Raw genomic sequence first — 18,050 nt, forward strand, 5'->3', positions numbered from 1 at the left:
GGGACCACCGGGGAGGGGCACGATGCGGGGGACGGTGCTGGACGGGCGGTACGAGCTGGAAACCCGGCTCGGCCGAGGCGGGATGGGCCAGGTATGGAGCGCCCTCGACCGGCGGATGCAGCGGGACGTGGCGGTCAAACTCGTCACCGCGCTGCCGGAGATGGGCGAGGAGGAGACCTTTCTGCGGTTCCGCCGCGAGATCCGCTCGGCGGCGAGCCTGCCCGGCCGTCACACGGTCACCGCGCACGACTGCGGCGCGACCGAGATCGACGGCGAGCGGGCCCTGTACCTGGTCATGGAGCGGCTGACCGGCCGCACCCTCACCCGGGCCGTCCACGAGGAACGGCCGCACTGGCAGGTCGCCGTCGACTGGGCCCGACAGCTGGCCACCGCCCTCGACGCGGCCCACTCACGCCGGATCGTCCACCGGGACATCAAGCCGGACAACGTGATGTTCGCGGAGGACGGCGACCTCAGGATCCTCGACTTCGGCATCGCCAAGTTCCTCGGGGACACCCTCAGGGTCGGCGGGCTCACCGGCACCGGTGTCGCCATCGGCACGCTGCTCTACATGTCGCCGGAGCAGGCGCTCGGCGAACGGTCCGTCGACCACCGCACCGATCTCTACTCCCTGGGCTGTGTGCTCTACTTCGCCCTCACCGGCCGCGCGCCCTTCGCCTCCGACAACATGCTTGGCCTGATCAACCAGAAGCTGCACGGCACGGAGGTCCCGCCGCACCACCACGAACCCGGCATCCCGGCCGGGCTGAGCGCGCTCGTCATGGAACTGCTCGCCCGCGAACCGGCCCGCCGGCCGGACTCGGCGGCGACGGTCCTCGCCCGGCTCGGAGAGCTGACCGCACCCGCTCCCGCCCCGCCGGTGGTGTTCGCCGCCGCGGGGGACGTGGACGACGAGCGGGCCCGTGTCCTCGCCGAGGCCGATCGCGAGGCGCGGGCCAAGCGCGCGGCGGCGGACGCCCTCTTCGAGGAGACCCGCAGCAAGGCCGCCCAGGCCGCGGCGGACTTCGAGAAGAACCTGGCCCAGCGGCGCCTGCAGTCGGAGCGTGACCTGGAGGAGCGCCAGGCCAGGGCGTCGAAGCGGCTCGGGGAGATCGAGCAGCGTGCCGAGGAACTGCGCCTGGAGGCGGAGAAGCTGCGGGTGGACGCGGAGCGTCGGGCCAGGCTGACCGTGGAGACGGCACAGCGCCAGGGCGAGGGCATCGTGGCCGAAGCGAACGCCGAGGCCGACCGTATCCGCTCCGATTCGGAGCGCGAGCTGGCCGCTCTGACGACCCGCCGGGACTCGATCAACGCGCAGCTGATCCAGGTCCGCGGGATGCTGGCCAAGCTGACCGGCCGGGCCGTACCGGCGCAGGAGCGCGCCGACGCCCGGCAGGCGCTTCCCGAGGAGTGGCCGGACATCTGAACCCGGGATGCCCCCACGACGGCCCCTGACCCGGGCCTGACGCCGGAACGCCCGAGGGGCCGCGCCCGTACCGGAGTACGGACGCGGCCCCTCGGAACCGATCAGGCGGCCGGACTACAGGCCGTAGCGCTCGCGCGCCTCCTTCACGGCCGAGGCCGGGACCTCGCCGCGGCGGGCGAGCTGCGCGAGGGCCGCGACGACGATCGACTGGGCGTCGACGCCGAAGTGGCGGCGGGCCGCGTCACGGGTGTCCGAGAGGCCGAAGCCGTCGGCGCCCAGCGAGGACCAGTCCTGCTCGACCCACTGCGCGATCTGGTCCGGGACCTGGCGCATGTAGTCGGAGACCGCGAGGACCGGGGACTCGACGCCTTCGAGCGCCTTGCGGATGTACGGCACCTGCTCCTCGCCGCGCAGCAGCGCCGCGTCGGCCTCCAGGGCGTCGCGCCGCAGCTCCGTCCAGGAGGTCGCGGACCACACGTCGGCGCCCACACCCCACTCGGCGGCGAGCAGCTTCTGCGCCTCCAGGGCCCAGTGGATGGCCGTACCGGAGGAGAGGAGCTGGATGCGCGAGGCGTTCGCGGGGAGGTCGAGACCGGCCGACTCCGCCGTGTTGAAGCGGTAGAGGCCCTTGACGATGCCCTCGTCGATGCCGGCCAGCTTGGCCGGCTGCGGCATCGGCTCGTTGTAGACGGTGAGGTAGTAGAAGACGTTCTGGTCCTCGCCCTCGGCGGCCTCGCCGTACATCCGGCGCAGACCCTCCTTGACGATGGTCGCGACCTCGTAGGCGAACGCCGGGTCGTACGTCAGGGCGGCCGGGTTGGTGGCCGCGATCACCGGCGAGTGGCCGTCGGCGTGCTGGAGGCCCTCACCGGTCAGGGTCGTACGGCCCGCGGTGGCGCCGACGAGGAAGCCGCGGCCGAGCTGGTCGCCGAGCTGCCACATCTGGTCGGCGGTGCGCTGCCAGCCGAACATCGAGTAGAAGATGTAGAACGGGATCATCGCTTCGCCGTGCGTGGAGTACGCGGTGGACGCGGCGATGAAGTCGGCCATCGAACCGGCCTCGGTGATCCCCTCGTTGAGGATCTGGCCGTTGACGGCCTCCTTGTAGTACATCAGCTGGTCGCGGTCGACCGGCTCGTACGTCTGGCCCTTCGGCGAGTAGATGCCGAGCGACGGGAACAGCGACTCCATACCGAAGGTACGGGCCTCGTCCGGGACGATCGGGACCCAGCGCTTGCCGGTCTCCTTGTCGCGGATCAGGTCCTTGATCAGACGGACGAACGCCATCGTGGTCGCCATCGACTGCGTGCCGGAGCCCTTGTCGAAGGCGGTGAAGGCCTTCTCGGCCGGGGCCGGCAGCGGGGCGATCGCGTGGGTACGGCGGGCCGGGGCCGGGCCGCCGAGGGCCGCGCGGCGCTCCTGGAGGTAGCGGACCTCGGGGGAGTCGGCGCCGGGGTGGCCGTAAGGCACCTGGCCGTCGGCGAACTGCGCGTCCGAGATGGGCAGCTCAAGAAGGTCACGCATGTTCTTGAACTCGTCGTTCGAGAGCTTCTTCATCTGGTGGTTCGCGTTCTTCGACGCGAAGCCCTCACCGAGGGTGAAGCCCTTGACGGTCTGCGCGAGGATGACCGTCGGCGCGCCCTTGAACTCCACGGCGGCCTTGTACGCGGCGTACACCTTGCGCGGCTCGTGGCCACCGCGGGAGAGGTGGAAGCACTCCAGGATCTTGTCGTCGCTCAGCAGCTGCGCCATCGCGACGAGCGCCGGGTCCTTGCCGAAGAAGTCCTGGCGGATGTAGGCGGCGTCGCGGGTCTGGTACGTCTGGACCTGCGCGTCCGGCACCTCGCGGAGGCGGCGGACGAGGGCGCCGGTGGTGTCGAGCGCGAACAGCTCGTCCCAGGCGTTGCCCCACAGCGACTTCACGACGTTCCAGCCGGCGCCGCGGAACTGCGCCTCCAGCTCCTGCACGATCTTGAAGTTGGCGCGGACCGGGCCGTCGAGGCGCTGCAGGTTGCAGTTGATGACGAAGGTCAGGTTGTCCAGACCCTCGCGGGCGGCCAGGGCGAGGGCCGCGGTCGACTCGGGCTCGTCCATCTCGCCGTCACCGAGGAACGCCCACACGTGCGAGGCGGAGACGTCCTTGATGGCGCGGTTGGTCAGGTAGCGGTTGAAGCGCGCCTGGTAGATCGCGGAGAGCGGGCCCAGACCCATGGAGACGGTCGGGAACTCCCACAGCCAGGGGAGGCGGCGCGGGTGCGGGTAGGAGGGCAGACCGTTGCCACCGGACTCCTGCCGGAAGTTGTCGAGCTGCGCCTCGTTCAGGCGGCCGTCCAGGAACGCGCGGGCGTAGATGCCGGGGGCGGCGTGACCCTGGATGTAGAGCTGGTCGCCGGAACCGTCGGCTTCCTTGCCCTTGAAGAAGTGGTTGAAGCCGGTCTCGTACAGCCAGGCGGCCGACGCGAACGTGGCGATGTGACCGCCGACGCCGTACTTCGAGCCGCGGGTGACCATCGCGGCCGCGTTCCAGCGGTTCCAGGCGGTGATCCGGCGCTCCATGGCCTCGTCGCCGTCGAAGGCGGCGCCCGTCGGCTCGGCGGAGGTCGGGATGGTGTTGACGTAGTCCGTCTCCAGCAGCTTGGGCAGGGCCAGGCCCGCGCCCTCGGCGTGCTGGAGCGTGCGGCGCATCAGGTAGGCGGCCCGGTGGGGCCCGGCGGCCTTGGTGACGGCGTCCAGGGAGGCCGCCCACTCGGCGGTCTCCTCGGTGTCACGGTCCGGGAGCTGGTCGAGCTCACTCGGAATCTTGCCTACGGGATCGGTCATGATCGCCGCCTTCCGGACAGATGGGGGTGGAGAAGGGGTGCCTTGTCTGGCAGGACAGGGCGAAGGGCCGGGTAGCGGCCCGCCGAAGACTGTAAACCGACGATCGATGATCGATCAAAGGGTTGAAGGGGAAAACCTCTCCGTATCGAGAAAGTCGGCACAGGGTGCCGCGAAACAGGGCACCCGGTGCCTTGTTTTCGCAGGTGGGAGCCGCTTTCTGAGGGGGTGCTCGCACGAATGAGCGGGCCCACCCAGAGGGGTGGACCCGCTACGTTCCGTTATCGCGAAGTGAGGAATGAGTGAGACGCGAGAGCGAGGAGTGAGGCTTCAGGCGCGCGGCGCGCAGCCCAGCACGTGCGCCTTCACCAGCGCGCCGATGTTCGGGTCGCCCCGGCGGAAGGCCTCCACCAGCTCCTGGTGCTCCTCCGCGTACGACTTCTGGACCGTGCCCAGCCAGCGGATCGACAGGGCCGTGAAGACCTCGATGCCGAGTGTCTCCCAGGTGTGCAGCAGGACGGCGTTCCCCGCGGCCTTCACCAGCTCCCGGTGGAAGGCCACCGTGTGCCGCACCTGCGCGGTCCCGTCGGAGGTCGCGTCCGCCTCGTACAGGGCCGCCACGTGCGGCTCCAGGGCCGAGCAGTCCGTCGCGAGCCGGCCGGCCGCCAGCTCGGCCGCGATCTGCTCCAGACCGGCCCGGACGGGGTAGCTCTCCTCCAGGTCGGCGGCGGTCAGATTGCGGACCCGGACGCCCTTGTTCGGCGCCGACTCGATCAGCCGCAGCGACTCCAGCTCGCGCAGCGCCTCGCGCACCGGGGTCTGGCTGACCTCCAGCTCGGTCGCGATCCGGCGCTCCACGATCCGCTCGCCCGGCTTCCAGCGGCCGCTGACGATCCCCTCCACGATGTGCTCGCGGATCTGCTCGCGCAGCGAGTGGACGACGGGGACGGTCATGAAGCGGCTCCTCGGGGAGTGTTGACTCTAAAGACAATACGGCGGCGCCCCCGTCCGGAAACACTTCCGGACGGGGGCGCCGCAGGTGAGGCTCGTTACGTTGCCTTTCGGCGGGAGCCCTACAGGCCGAGGTCGTTCTCGAACTCGCCGGCCTCGAGGATCGCCTTGACCGAGGTCAGGTAGCGGGCGGCGTCGGCGCCGTCCACCAGACGGTGGTCGTAGGACAGCGCGACGTACGTCATGTCGCGGATCGCGATCGTCTCACCCAGGTCCGGGTGGTTGATGACGACCGGACGGCGCACGGTGGCGCCGATGCCCAGGATGGCGACCTGGTTCGGGGGCACGATGATCGTGTCGAACAGCGCGCCGCGCGAACCGGTGTTGGAGATGGTGAAGGTCGCACCGGCCAGGTCGTCCGGGGTGATCTTGCTGGCGCGCACGGCGCCGGCCAGCTCCGCGGTCTTCTTCGAGATACCGGCGATGTTGAGGTCGCCCGCACCCTTGATGACCGGGGTCATCAGACCCTTCTCGGAGTCCACCGCGATACCGATGTTCTCGGTGTCGAAGTAGGTGATCGTGCCCTCGTCCTCGTTGATCCGGGCGTTGATGACCGGGTGGGCCTTCAGCGCCTGGGCCGCCGCCTTCACGAAGAACGGCATCGGGGACAGCTTGACGCCCTCACGGGCGGCGAAGGCGTCCTTCGCGCGGCCGCGCAGCTTCATCAGCTTGGTGATGTCGACCTCGACGACCGAGGTCAGCTGGGCCTGGCCGTGCAGCGCCTTCATCATGTTGTCGCCGATGACCTTGCGCATGCGGGTCATCTTGACGGTCTGACCGCGCAGCGGGGAGACCTCCAGGGCCGGAGCCTTGGCGGCGGCATGGCCACCGGCAGCCGCGGCGGGGGCAGCGGCGGCGGCCTTCTTGGCCTCGGCGGCCGCGAGGACGTCCTGCTTGCGGATGCGGCCACCGACGCCCGAGCCCTTGACGGCCGCCAGGTCGACACCGTTCTCGGTGGCGAGCTTGCGGACCAGCGGGGTCACGTACGCGCCGTCCTCGGCGGGAGCGGCCGCGGGGGTCGCCGGAACCGGGGTGACGACGGCCGGAGCGATCGACGGGGCCTGGGCGACCGGAGCCGGAGCGGCGACCGGGGCAGCCGGGGCGACCGGCGCGGGGGCCGGAGCGGCCGGAGCCGGGGCGGCGACCGGGGCCGGAGCGGCGACCGGCGCGGCCGGAGCCGGGGCCGGGGCGGCGGCCGGAGCCGCACCCGCGGCACCGATGACGGCGAGCTTGGCGCCGACCTCGGCGGACTCGTCCTCGGCGACGACGATCTCCAGGAGGACACCCGAGACCGGGGCCGGGATCTCGGTGTCGACCTTGTCCGTGGAGACCTCGAGCAGCGGCTCGTCGGCCTCGACGGTCTCGCCGACCGACTTCAGCCAGCGGGTCACGGTGCCCTCGGTGACGGACTCGCCGAGCGCGGGCAGCACGACGTCGGTGCCGGTGGCACCGCCGGCCGGGGCGGCCGGGGCCTCGGCCACGGGGGCCGGAGCGGCCGGGGCCTCGGCGACCGGCGCCGGGGCGGCCGGGGCCGCGACGGGCTCGGCGGCCGGAGCCGGAGCGGCGGCCGGGGCGCCCGTGCCGTCGTCGATGATGGCCAGCTCGGCGCCGACCTCGACCGTCTCGTCCTCGGCGACCTTGATGGAGGCCAGGATGCCCGAGGCGGGGGCGGGGATCTCGGTGTCGACCTTGTCGGTCGAGACCTCGAGCAACGGCTCGTCGGCCTCGACACGCTCACCCTCGGCCTTGAGCCAGCGGGTGACGGTGCCCTCGGTGACGCTCTCGCCGAGCGCCGGCAGGGTTACGGAAACCGACATGGTTTCAGTTGCTCCTAACGAATTGCGGGAAGTGGTCGTCGCGCCCTGTGATGACGTGAGCGTCAGTCGTGGGAGTGCAGGGGCTTGCCGGCCAGGGCCAGGTGGGCCTCGCCGAGCGCCTCGTTCTGCGTCGGGTGAGCGTGGATGAGCTGCGCGACCTCGGCCGGCAGCGCCTCCCAGTTGTAGATCAGCTGCGCTTCGCCGACCTGCTCGCCCATGCGGTCACCGACCATGTGGACGCCGACCACGGCACCGTCCTTGACCTGGACGAGCTTGATCTCGCCCGCGGTCTTGAGGATCTTGCTCTTGCCGTTGCCCGCGAGGTTGTACTTCAGGGCGACGACCTTGTCCGCGCCGTAGATCTCCTTGGCCTTGGCCTCGGTGATGCCGACGGAGGCGACCTCGGGGTGGCAGTACGTCACCCGGGGCACGCCGTCGTAGTCGATCGGGACGGCCTTCAGACCGGCCAGGCGCTCCGCGACGAGGATGCCCTCGGCGAAGCCGACGTGCGCGAGCTGGAGCGTCGGGACGAGGTCGCCCACGGCCGAGATCGTCGGCACGTTGGTGCGCATGTACTCGTCGACCAGGACGTAGCCGCGGTCCATCGCGACGCCCTGCTCCTCGTAACCGAGACCGGCGGAGACCGGACCGCGGCCGATGGCGACCAGAAGCACCTCGGCCTCGAAGGTCTTGCCGTCGGCCAGGGTGACCTTGACGCCGTTGTCGGTGTACTCGGCGGACTGGAAGAAGGTGCCGAGGTTGAACTTGATGCCGCGCTTGCGGAACGCGCGCTCAAGAAGCTTCGAGCTGTTCTCGTCCTCGACCGGGACCAGGTGCTTCAGGCCCTCGATCACCGTGACGTCGGTGCCGAAGGACTTCCACGCCGAGGCGAACTCGACGCCGATGACGCCGCCGCCCAGGATGATCGCGGACTCCGGGACGCGGTCCAGGGTCAGCGCGTGGTCCGAGGAGATGATCCGGTTGCCGTCGATCTCCAGGCCGGGGAGGGACTTCGGCACGGAACCGGTGGCCAGGAGGACGTGACGGCCCTCGACGCGACGACCGTCGACGTCGACGGAGGTCGGGGAGGACAGGTGGCCGGTGCCCTCGATGTAGGTCACCTTGCGGGAGGCGACGAGACCCTGCAGACCCTTGTACAGGCCCGAGATCACGTCGTCCTTGTACTTGTGCACGGCCTTGATGTCGATGCCCTCGAAAGAGGCCTTGACACCGAACTGCTCCGCCTCGCGGGTCTGGTCGGCGACCTCGCCGGCGTGGAGCAGGGCCTTCGTCGGGATGCAGCCGTTGTGCAGGCAGGTGCCGCCGAGCTTGTTCTTCTCGATCAGTGCGACGTCCAGGCCCAGCTGCGCTCCGCGCAGCGCCGCGGCGTAACCGCCGCTACCGCCGCCGAGGATCACTAGGTCGAAAACGGTGCTGGCGTCGTTCGCCACGTCACGTCCTCCATGCATGTGCGCTCGTCGCCGGTCCTCAGTGACCGGGCGGCGGCTGGTGTTCGGCCGCTTATTTTCGGCCCTGTGGTGGGGGCCCTGTCCTGCCGAGAACCCATCTTCGCACTTGTTGACGGATGGCGGGACGCGGGGCCGGGCTCTGAGACGGCCGATCGTCCGTACGGGGGGCCGACCAGAGCGTACGAAGCTACGGATTTCGTCGCGAGCGAACAGCGACGGCCCCGGGTCCCGTACGGACCCGGGGCCGTCACCGACCGGTCAGAGCAGACCGGCCGCGGTGTTCTCGGCCAGCTTCACCAGGGTGCGGACCGAGGAGCCGGTGCCGCCCTTGGGGGTGTAGCCGTACGGGGCGCCCTCGTGGAAGGCCGGGCCCGCGATGTCCAGGTGGGCCCAGGTGATGCCCTCGCCCACGAACTCCTGGAGGAAGAGACCGGCGACCAGGCCGCCGCCCATCCGCTCACCCATGTTGGCGATGTCGGCGGTGGGGGAGTCCATGCCCTTGCGCAGGTCCGCGGGGAGCGGCATCGGCCAGGACGCCTCGCCGACCTCCTCCGCGATCTCGTGGATCGCGGAGCGGTAGTCGTCGTCGTTGGCCATGATGCCGAAGGTGCGGTTGCCCAGCGCCAGGACCATCGCGCCGGTCAGGGTCGCCACGTCGACGATCGCGTCCGGGTGCTCCTCGGAGGCCTTGGTCAGCGCGTCGGCGAGGACGAGACGGCCCTCGGCGTCGGTGTTCAGGACCTCGACGGTCTTGCCGCTGTACATGCGCAGCACGTCACCCGGGCGGGTGGCGGAGCCGGACGGCATGTTCTCGGCGAGGGCGAGCCAGCCCGTGACGTTGACCTCGAGGCCGAGGCGGGCCGCGGCGACGACGGTGGAGAACACGGCGGCGGCGCCGCTCATGTCGCACTTCATCGTCTCGTTGTGGCCGGCCGGCTTCAGGGAGATGCCGCCCGAGTCGTAGGTGATGCCCTTGCCGACCAGGGCGAGGGTCTTCTCCGCCTTCGGGTGGGTGTAGCCGATCCGGACCAGGCGCGGCGGGTTCTCCGAGCCGACGCCGACACCGAGGATGCCGCCGAAGCCGCCCTTGGCGAGCGCCTTCTCGTCGAGGACCTGGACCTTGAGGCCGTGCTCCTTGCCGGCGGCCTGGGCCGCGGCGGCGAAGGCGGCCGGGGTCAGGTCGTTCGGCGGCATGTTGATCAGGTCGCGGGCGCGGTTGATCTCCTCGGCGACGGCCTGGGCGCGCTCGGCGGCCACCTTGAAGGCCTTGTCGCGCGGCTTGGCGCCGAGCAGGGCGACCTCGCCCAGCGGCTTCTTCGCGTCCTTGCCGTTCTCCTGGTACGCCGTGAAGGCGTACGCGCCGAGCAGGGCGCCCTCCGCGATGGCGGCGGCGTCCTCGGCGGCGGCGATCGGCAGCGCGAACGCGGCCTTCTTCGCGCCGGTCAGGGTGCGGGCGGCGACGCCGGCGGCCCGGCGCAGGGTCTCCGCGCCGTAGGACTCACCGTCCTCGGGGGCGGAGCCCAGGCCGACGGCCAGGACGACGGGGGCCTTGAGACCGGCGGGGGCGGGCAGCTTGGTCGCCTCACCCTCGGCACCGGAGGCACCCAGCGTCTCCAGGACGGCGGCGAGCCGGCCGTCGAAGGCCTTGTCGACGGCCTCGGCGCCCGGGGCGACGACGAGCGTCTTCCCGGACTTGGCGACGCCGACGACGAGGGCGTCGGCGCGGAGCGTCGCCGCGCCGGCGGTGCTGAGAGTGAGAGCAGTCACGGTGGTGAAATCTCGCTTCCATTGAGTTCTGTGGCGGTCGAGGGATGGGCCGACCGTGCCCGCCGCATCGTATTTCGGCCCGGAGAGCGCCGAGAACGAGCCTACGCTCGCTCACCCTGTTCGCTCACGGCGGCGTTGATTCACTCATCCGTGGTGTCTCTTTCATGTTTACCGTTCAGGCTCGGAGCGCTCCTTCACACTCGCCTCAGTCACGCAAGGACGACCCGCTCGTCTTCGCATCATCTGCATCATCTCCACAGGTTCGCCGCCCCGGCCCCCGGTGCGCGGGGACCTGCCGAGGGGGGACACCACCTGATGGACTCCGGCCGAATCCGTACGCCCAGAACCGCGCCCCGCACGAGCCGCGCCGCCCGCGTCGCACCCCGCGGTGCCCGTGTCGCGGCCCTCGCCGCCGCCGCGCTGCTCGCCACCGTCGTGCCGTCCGCGCAGGCCCTCGCGGCCCCCGCGCCCCGGATCGACCTCACCGTCCTCGTCGTCGACGACGGCGGCAGCGCGGTCGGGGCGATCACCGCCGAGCTGAAGGGCTCCGGCGTCCCGTACCGCCGGATCGACCTGAACGACCCGAACCGGCCGGTCCTCGACACGGCCTTCCTCAGCGACACGCTCGACGGCCGTCCCCGTGCCAAGTACCAGGGCGTCGTGCTGCCCCACGAGAGCGCCTTCGGCCCCGACTCGGCCGAGCACACCGCCCTCCAGTCGTACGAACGGACCTTCGGGATCCCGCAGGTCGACGCCTACACCTGGTCGCACCCCGGCGTCGGCCTCGAGTACACCAACGAGGGCGGCTGGTCCGGCGTCCTCGACGGGACCACGGCGGGCGTCACCGCCGCCGGCAAGGCCGGCCCCTTCCGGTATCTGGCCGGGGCACTCACCTTCGAGGACAACGACCCCACGATCGCCGAGAGCTACGGCTACGCGGGCCGCCCCCGCGCCGGCTACACCAGCTACGTCGACGTTCCCGTGAGCGGGGCCGGCGGCGGCCGGGCCAGCCTCGTCGGCGAGTACACCGCCGACGGGCGCCGCGAACTGGTCGTCACCTTCGCCTACAACCAGTACCAGCGCCAGTTCCGCGCCCTCGCCCGCGGCATCGTCGAATGGCTGACCGACGGCGTCCACCTGGGCCAGAGCCGCAACTACCTCTCCGTCCACGTCGACGACGTCTTCGCCCCGGACGCCCGCTGGGACACCACCCTCAACTGCACGCCCGGCGACTTCGACTGCGTCGGCGACGACGGAGAAGGTGCCGACCCCATCCGGATGACGGTCGCCGACGCCCAGTACGCGGCCGCCTGGCAGAAGTCCTCCGGGTTCACCCTCGACATGGTCTACAACGGCGGCCAGGGCGAGCAGTGGAAGACCGAGCACGGCGGCACCGACCCCCTGACCACCCAACTCGTCGCGGACCGTGCCCAGTACCGGTGGATCAACCACACGTACACCCACCCCTTCCTCGGCTGCGTCCAGGACAACAGCGTCGTCCCCTGGCAGTGCGCCAAGGACACCACCGGCACCACCCTCTGGGTCAGCCGCTCCGAGCTCTCCGGCCAGATCCGGAACAACCACAACTGGGCCGTCGGCAAGGGCATCTCCGTCGACCGCTCCGAACTCGTCACCGGCGAGCACTCCGGCCTCAGGACCCTGCCCCAGCAGCCCGTCGACAACCCGAACCTCGCCGGCGCCCTCGCCGACAACGGCGTCAAGTGGGCCGGCAGCGACAACTCCCGCGAGCCGCAGCAGCGTTCGATCGGAACCGCGTCCGGCGCCGCGAAGACCGTGCCCCGCCACCCCATGAACGTGTACTACAACGTGGGCACCGCGGCCGAGATGGCCGACGAGTACAACTGGATCTACACCTCCCGCGCCGACGGCGGCAGCGGCATCTGCGAGTCCAACCCGGCCTCCACCTGCCTGCCCGCCCCGCTCCCCACGGCCACCGGCTACGCCGACCACATCGTGCCGCAGGAAGCCCGCACCGCCCTCTCCCACGTCCTGGGCAACGACCCCCGGCCGCACTACGTGCACCAGTCGAACCTCGCCGAGGAGCGGATCCTCTACCCCGTCCTCGACCGGGTACTCGCCGACTACCGGGGCCTGTTCGCCCCGAGCGCCCCGCTGGTGAACCCGGCCCAGCGGGACGTCGGCACCGAACTGACCCGCCGCGCCGCCTGGGACCAGGCCCTCGCCGCCGGAAAGGTCACCGCCTACCGCATCGGCACCGCGGTCACCGTCAAGGCCCCCGCCGGCCTCGTCGCGCCCGTCACCGCCCCCGAGGGCACCCGCAAGCGGACCCTCCTCGGCACCACGGCCTTCGGCACGCCGTACGCCGGGACCCGCTCCGCCTGGACCGCGCCCGAACTGCTCCAGAGCAGCGTCACACTCACGCTCCCGACCGCCTGACCAGCACGTTCTGGGGGGAACGCACATGCCGAGCAGTGGCCGTCACGTCACCATGCTCACCGAAGGCACCTACCCGCATGTCCACGGAGGCGTCAGCACCTGGTGCGACCAGCTCGTCCGCGGCATGCCCGAGGTCGACTTCGAGATCCTCGCCCTCACGGGCAGCGGCCGCGAACCCGTCACCTGGGAGCTGCCGTCCAACGTCACCCGGCACACCGCGTACCCCCTCTGGGGACTCCCGCAGGGGCCGGCCGCGCCCGTCCGCGCGCGCCGGCCCCTGCGGGGGCGTGCGCGCCGCCGCTTCCTCGACGCCTACGAGCGCCTGCTGCTCGCCCTCCTCGACCCGGAGGCGGGCTGCGACTTCGGCACCAGCCTGTACGAACTCGCCGAACTCGCCCGGCAGGGACGGCTGACCACCGCCCTGCGCTCCGAGGCCGCCCTGCGCTCCCTGATGTGGATCTGGACCATGCCGCATCTGCCGACGCTCGCGGCCCGCCCCACCGTCCACGACGCGCTCACCGCCACCGACCTCCTCGAACACGCCCTGCGGCCGCTCGCCGCCCGGATAGCCGACGGCGGCGTCGCGCACGCCGTCTCCAGCGGTCTCGCCACGCTGCCGGCGCTCGCCGCCCAGCACTTCGAAGGGGTGCCCTTCCTGCTCACCGAACACGGCATCTACCTCCGCGAGCGCTATCTCGGCTACCGCACCGAGGCGCAGCGCTGGCCCGTCAAGGCCCTCATGCTCGGCTTCTACCGTGAGCTCAACACCCTCGGCTATCGCAAGGCCGACCTCATCACCCCGTGCAACCAGTACAACCGGCGCTGGGAGGAGCGCGGCGGCGCCCCCGCCGACCGCATCCGCACGGTCTACAACGGCGTCGACCCGGCCCTCTTCCCCGAGGCCGGACCCGAACCCGAGATCCCCACCCTCAGCTGGTGCGGACGCGTCGACCCCATCAAGGACCTCGAAACCCTGATCAGGGCGTACGCGATCTGCCGCGCCGAACTCCCGGCGCTGCGGCTGCGCTTGTTCGGCCCGGTCCCGGCCGGGAACGAGGACTACCTGACCCGCCTGGAGAAGCTCGCCGCCGAACTCGGCGTCACCGACGGGATCACCTTCGAGGGCCGGGTCTCCGAGGTGCCGCGCGCCTACGCCGCCGGCAGCGTGGTGATGCTCTCCTCCATCAGCGAGGGCTTCCCCTTCTCCCTCATCGAGGCCATGTCCTGCGGCCGCGCCACCGTCTCCACGGACGTCGGCGGGGTACGGGAGGCCGTCGGCGACACCGGGATCGTCGTCCCGCCCCGCGAGCCGGCCGTCATGGCCGCCGCCGTCACCGCACTCCTCCGCGACGGCGCCCGCCGCGCCGAACTCGGCCGCCGCGCCCGGCAGCGGGTCATCGACCGGTTCACCCTGCACCGCTCGGTGGACGGCTTCCGGCAGATCTACCGCGAACTGGCGGGCGACCGGGTCCGGCCCACGCGGCCCCTCACCCACCCCAAGCCCTGGCCGCTCCGCCTCCCGGCCCCGCGCCGCATCACCCCGACCCTGGTAGCGGGAGGAACCCCGGCATGAGCGGCTCCCTCTGGCTGAAACGACCGGCGACGGAGACCCCGCTGCCGAAGATCCCCAGGCCGCGGCGTGAGACGGCCCCGACCGGGGCCGCGGGGACGGCGTCCCGTGGACCGGGCCCGGACGCCGCGCCCCCCGCCGCGGGCGTCCTCGCCGACACGCCCCTCGCCGACGACCCCCTCGACGAACTCGCCGAGCGGATCGGGGCGTTCGTCGCCGTCGCCGTGCACCCGGACGAGATCGCCGCGATCCTCGAATCCGACGGCATGACCGACGACCACATCCGGCTCACCTATGGCCGCGCCGACTCCTTCGAGCTCGCCGAGGACCTCTACGCGCGCGTGGAGCGGCGCCACCCCGCCCCCGAGGCGCCACCCGCCGACGCCTGGCACACCGGGCTCGCGGGCTGTCTCCTGCGCGGGCTCGTCTTCGCGCTGCCCGGCCTCGCGTACGTCCTCGCCGCGCCCCTCCTGGCCGGGGAGCAGGGCCGGTTCGGGCTCCCGGGCGGAACGGTTCCGCTGCTCGCGGGCGCCGTCACCGGCTGGGTGTGGAACCAGGCCCTGTCCCACCGCGCGTACACCTGGCTCGGTCTCGGCGACCGGGCCGCCGCCGCCCGCACCCTGCTCATCGGCGCCCCGGCGGGCGCTCTCGCCGGTACGGCCGTCGCCCTCGCGGCGGCCGCGCCCGGCGAGATCCCGGCGGCCCTGTTCGCCGCCGGGCAGTCGGTCTACCTCGCCGCCGCGACCGTGCTCCTGGTCCTCGGCCGCGAACGGGCCCTGCTCTGCGCCCTGGTGCCGCTCGCCGGGGCCGTCCCCGCCTTCCGCTGGGACCTGCCCGACGTCCTGCGCGCCGCGCTCCTCCTCGCCGCCCTCACCGCGAGCGTCACGTTCGCCGGGCTCGTCCTGCGGCCGGGCGCCCGGCGTGGCGCGGCGGGACGCGGCGGCCCCCCGCGCGCGGCCTCCCTCCCGTACGGCCTCTTCGGTCTCGGCAGCGGTCTGCTCGTGCTCCACGCGGGCGTGGGCGACACCCTGGTGGGCGGCGCGGGCGCCGTCATAGCGCTCACGCTCTCCATGGGGCCCGCCGAGTGGCTGCTGCACCGCTTCCGGGGCGAGAGCCTGGCCCGGCTGCGGACCCTCGCCACCGCGCGCGAGTTCCGCCGCGCGGTCACCGGCACCCTCGTGCTCTGTCTCGGCGGCTACCTCACCGTCCTCGTCGCGCTCACCCTCGCCGTGAACGTGGCCTGGCCCGGGGCGCCCTGGCCGGCTCTGCCACGCCTTGTCACCCTGCTCCTGATCGGGACGGTGCTCTGGCTGGGGCTGCTGCTCCAGGCCTTCGGCGCGGTGCTCAGCGCGGCCGCCGTCTGTCTGCTCGCGGCGGCGGCGGAGGTCGCGGCACCCGCGGCCGGGCCGGTGGCGGCCGGAGGAGCGGCCGCGGTGCTCGCCGTCCTCGCCTGTGTTCTGCTGGTACGACCGACCGCTCACCGCGTCTAGGGGATTCGGCCCGTGAATCGTTTCCTCCTGGTGCCGTTCTACGAGCACCCGGCCGACCGGCCCGAGGCCTGGTCGGCCCTCGTCGACGCGGCGCCGTGCCTGTACGGCGTCGTCGTCAACCCGGCGAGCGGCGCGGGCGAGGCCCCCGACCCCGCGTTCGCGGAGGCGGCCGACCGGCTGCGGGAGGCCGACGTACGCCTCCTCGGTTATGTGGACACCGCCTACGGGCGCCGCCCGCACGCCGAGGTCGTCACCGACCTCCTCCGCCACCGCGACTGGTACGGCACCGACGGCGCCTTCCTCGACCAGGTCTCCACAGCGCCCGACGCCCTCGCCCACTACCGCCGGGTCGCGGTCGCGGCCCGGTCCGCCGGGGCCGAGACCCTGGTGCTCAACCACGGCGCCCACCCGGACCCGGGCTACGAGGAGTTCGCCGACCTCCTCGTCACCTTCGAGGGCCCCTGGGACACCTACCGGAAGCTCGACCTGCCGGTCGCCGCCCACTACTGCCACCTCGTCTACGCCGCCCCGCCCGGCGTCCTCCCGGTGGCCCCGGTGCACTGCGCCGTCCCCGGCACGGGCGCTCACCCCTGGGGCACCCTTCCGCACCTCCTGGAGCCCGCCCGATGAGACGAATGCTGCCCCTGCTCGCGGGCCTGCTCCTGCTCGCCACGGCGTGTACGTCGGCTCCGGACCGGCCCGCCCCTGACCCGAAGCCGACGGGGGAGCGGTGGCAGCCGAAGCCGGGACTGGCCTGGCAGTGGCAGCTCAGCGGCCGGCTCGACCCGGCGGTCGACGTCCCCGTGTACGACATCGACGGCTTCGACCACCCGGCGTCCACGGTCGCGGACCTGCACCGCCGGGGCCGCAAGGTCATCTGCTACCTGTCCACGGGCGCGTGGGAGGACTTCCGCCCGGACGCGGCCGCGTTCCCGAAGTCCGTCCTGGGCAAGGGCAACGGCTGGAAGGGCGAGCGCTGGCTCGACATCCGCCGCACCGAGGTCCTCGCCCCGCTGATGGCCGAGCGCCTCGACATGTGCCGTACCAAGGGCTTCGACGCGGTCGAACCCGACAACATGGACGGCTACCGCAACCGCACGGGCTTCCCCCTCACCGCCGCCGACCAGCTCCGCTACAACCGGCTGATCGCCCGTCTGGCCCACGAACGGGGCCTCGCGGTGGGCCTCAAGAACGACCTGGACCAGATCCCGCACCTGCTCCCGGACTTCGACTTCGCGGTCAACGAACAGTGCGCGGAGTACGACGAGTGCGGCCGCCTCGCCCCGTTCGTGGCGGCGGGCAAGGCGGTCTTCCACGTCGAGTACGAACTCCAGGCGAGCGAATTCTGCCCGCAGGCCCGGGCGCTCGGCCTCTCCTCGATGCAGAAGCGCTACGAACTGGGGGTGTGGCGCCGGGCCTGCTGAAGGGTGTCCTGAGCCCGCGCGGACAGGTCAGCCCAGGGCGAGTGCCACGAGCGCCGTCGTCGCCGCCGTCTCCTCCACCGCCCCGAACACGTCCCCCGTCACCCCGCCGAACCGCCGTACGCACCGGCGGAGGAGCAGCGCCGCCGCCCCCAGGGCCGCGCCCGCCGCCAGGACGTTGTGGACCGCGTCGTACGGGGAGAACAGCAGGCCGGAAGCGGCGCAGAGGACCAGGACCGCCGCCGTCGCGAGGGTCGCGGACCGGACCGGGACCGTCGCGGCGACGATCGCTCCGAGGCCCTCGGGGCGGGCCGCCGGGACGCCGTGGCGGGAGGCGTGGGTGAGGGCGAGGCGGGCGACGGTCGCGGCGAGGGCGGCGCCGACCGCGCCGTGCGCCCAGCTCTCCCCGTACAGCTCGAAGAGCGCGGCGACCTGGGCGAGCAGGACGAGGAGCAGCACGATGACGCCGAACGGGCCGACGTCCGACTGCTTCATGATGCGCAGCGCGTCCTCGGCGGGCTTGGCGCTGCCGAGGCCGTCGGCGGTGTCGGCGAGGCCGTCGAGATGGAGTCCCCGGGTGAGGACGGCGGGCACGGCGGTGGTGACGACGGCCGCGAGCAGCGGACCCGAGCCGAGCGCCAGGAACGCGGCGCCGAGCCCGGCGGCGAAGAGGCCCACGACCAGGCCGGCCAGCGGGGCGCCGAGCATGCCGGCGCGCGCCGCGTCCCGGTCCCAGCGGGTGATGCGGGCGGGGAACACGGTGAGGGTGCCGAAGGCGAAACGCAGGCCGTCCATCCGGGCAGGGTAATCGCCGCCTCCGGACGGTAGATTGCGCATACCGCGC

12 protein-coding genes are annotated in these 18,050 nt (G+C 72.4%); 6 read left to right on the forward strand and 6 right to left on the reverse strand.

Annotation, left to right across the window (positions count from 1 at the left end; genetic code table 11):
• Positions 1-22 precede the first annotated feature (22 nt).
• Complete coding sequence (locus OG259_RS41805; protein WP_443052042.1) at positions 23-1,426, forward strand: protein kinase domain-containing protein; 1,404 nt, start codon at positions 23-25, stop codon at positions 1,424-1,426.
• A gap of 114 nt (positions 1,427-1,540) precedes the next feature.
• On the opposite strand, the gene aceE is transcribed toward OG259_RS41805, so the two are convergent.
• From aceE to OG259_RS29700, 5 genes are all read right to left on the reverse strand, one after another.
• Complete coding sequence (gene aceE / locus OG259_RS29680; protein WP_328945038.1) at positions 1,541-4,246, reverse strand: pyruvate dehydrogenase (acetyl-transferring), homodimeric type; 2,706 nt, start codon at positions 4,244-4,246, stop codon at positions 1,541-1,543.
• 327 nt (positions 4,247-4,573) lie between these two features.
• Entirely contained in the window at positions 4,574-5,197 is a 624-nt protein-coding gene (locus OG259_RS29685) for a GntR family transcriptional regulator (RefSeq protein ID WP_266891056.1), read from the reverse strand.
• A 119-nt stretch (positions 5,198-5,316) separates the two neighbouring features.
• On the reverse strand, positions 5,317-7,071 hold the full coding sequence (gene sucB / locus OG259_RS29690) for a 2-oxoglutarate dehydrogenase, E2 component, dihydrolipoamide succinyltransferase (protein ID WP_328945039.1): 1,755 nt from the start codon (positions 7,069-7,071) through the stop codon (positions 5,317-5,319).
• A 62-nt stretch (positions 7,072-7,133) separates the two neighbouring features.
• On the reverse strand, positions 7,134-8,522 hold the full coding sequence (gene lpdA / locus OG259_RS29695) for a dihydrolipoyl dehydrogenase (protein ID WP_073919526.1): 1,389 nt from the start codon (positions 8,520-8,522) through the stop codon (positions 7,134-7,136).
• Between the two features lie 276 nt (positions 8,523-8,798).
• Positions 8,799-10,307 carry a leucyl aminopeptidase gene (locus tag OG259_RS29700; RefSeq protein WP_328945040.1) on the reverse strand — a complete coding sequence of 503 codons (1,509 nt, stop codon included), beginning with the start codon at positions 10,305-10,307 and terminating at the stop codon, positions 8,799-8,801.
• Positions 10,308-10,622: 315 nt separating this feature from the next.
• On the opposite strand from OG259_RS29700, the gene OG259_RS29705 reads away from it, so the two are divergent.
• From OG259_RS29705 to OG259_RS29725, 5 genes are read left to right on the forward strand one after another with little or no spacing between them, the layout of a single operon-like run.
• Complete coding sequence (locus OG259_RS29705) at positions 10,623-12,725, forward strand: hypothetical protein (protein ID WP_328945041.1); 2,103 nt, start codon at positions 10,623-10,625, stop codon at positions 12,723-12,725.
• Positions 12,726-12,750: 25 nt separating this feature from the next.
• Positions 12,751-14,298: a GT4 family glycosyltransferase PelF gene (gene pelF, locus OG259_RS29710; protein ID WP_328945042.1), complete on the forward strand. Its 1,548-nt coding sequence runs from the start codon at positions 12,751-12,753 to the stop codon at positions 14,296-14,298.
• The gene (locus OG259_RS29715) at positions 14,295-15,785 is read left to right on the forward strand and encodes a hypothetical protein (RefSeq protein ID WP_328945043.1); all 1,491 of its coding nucleotides are present in this window, start codon (positions 14,295-14,297) and stop codon (positions 15,783-15,785) included. The genes pelF and OG259_RS29715 overlap by 4 nt, the downstream gene beginning before the upstream one ends.
• A 12-nt stretch (positions 15,786-15,797) precedes the next feature.
• Positions 15,798-16,415 (forward strand): spherulation-specific family 4 protein, encoded by a 618-nt coding sequence (locus OG259_RS29720; protein WP_328945044.1) that lies wholly within the window; start codon positions 15,798-15,800, stop codon positions 16,413-16,415.
• Complete coding sequence (locus tag OG259_RS29725) at positions 16,412-17,209, forward strand: endo alpha-1,4 polygalactosaminidase (protein ID WP_328945045.1); 798 nt, start codon at positions 16,412-16,414, stop codon at positions 17,207-17,209. The genes OG259_RS29720 and OG259_RS29725 overlap by 4 nt, the downstream gene beginning before the upstream one ends.
• A 27-nt stretch (positions 17,210-17,236) precedes the next feature.
• Here the strand turns inward: OG259_RS29725 and OG259_RS29730 are convergent, their stop codons facing one another.
• Positions 17,237-18,001 (reverse strand): adenosylcobinamide-GDP ribazoletransferase, encoded by a 765-nt coding sequence (locus tag OG259_RS29730; protein WP_328945046.1) that lies wholly within the window; start codon positions 17,999-18,001, stop codon positions 17,237-17,239.
• Positions 18,002-18,050 lie beyond the last annotated feature (49 nt).

Source organism: Streptomyces sp. NBC_00250, from assembly GCF_036192275.1.
GTDB lineage: Bacteria > Actinomycetota > Actinomycetes > Streptomycetales > Streptomycetaceae > Streptomyces.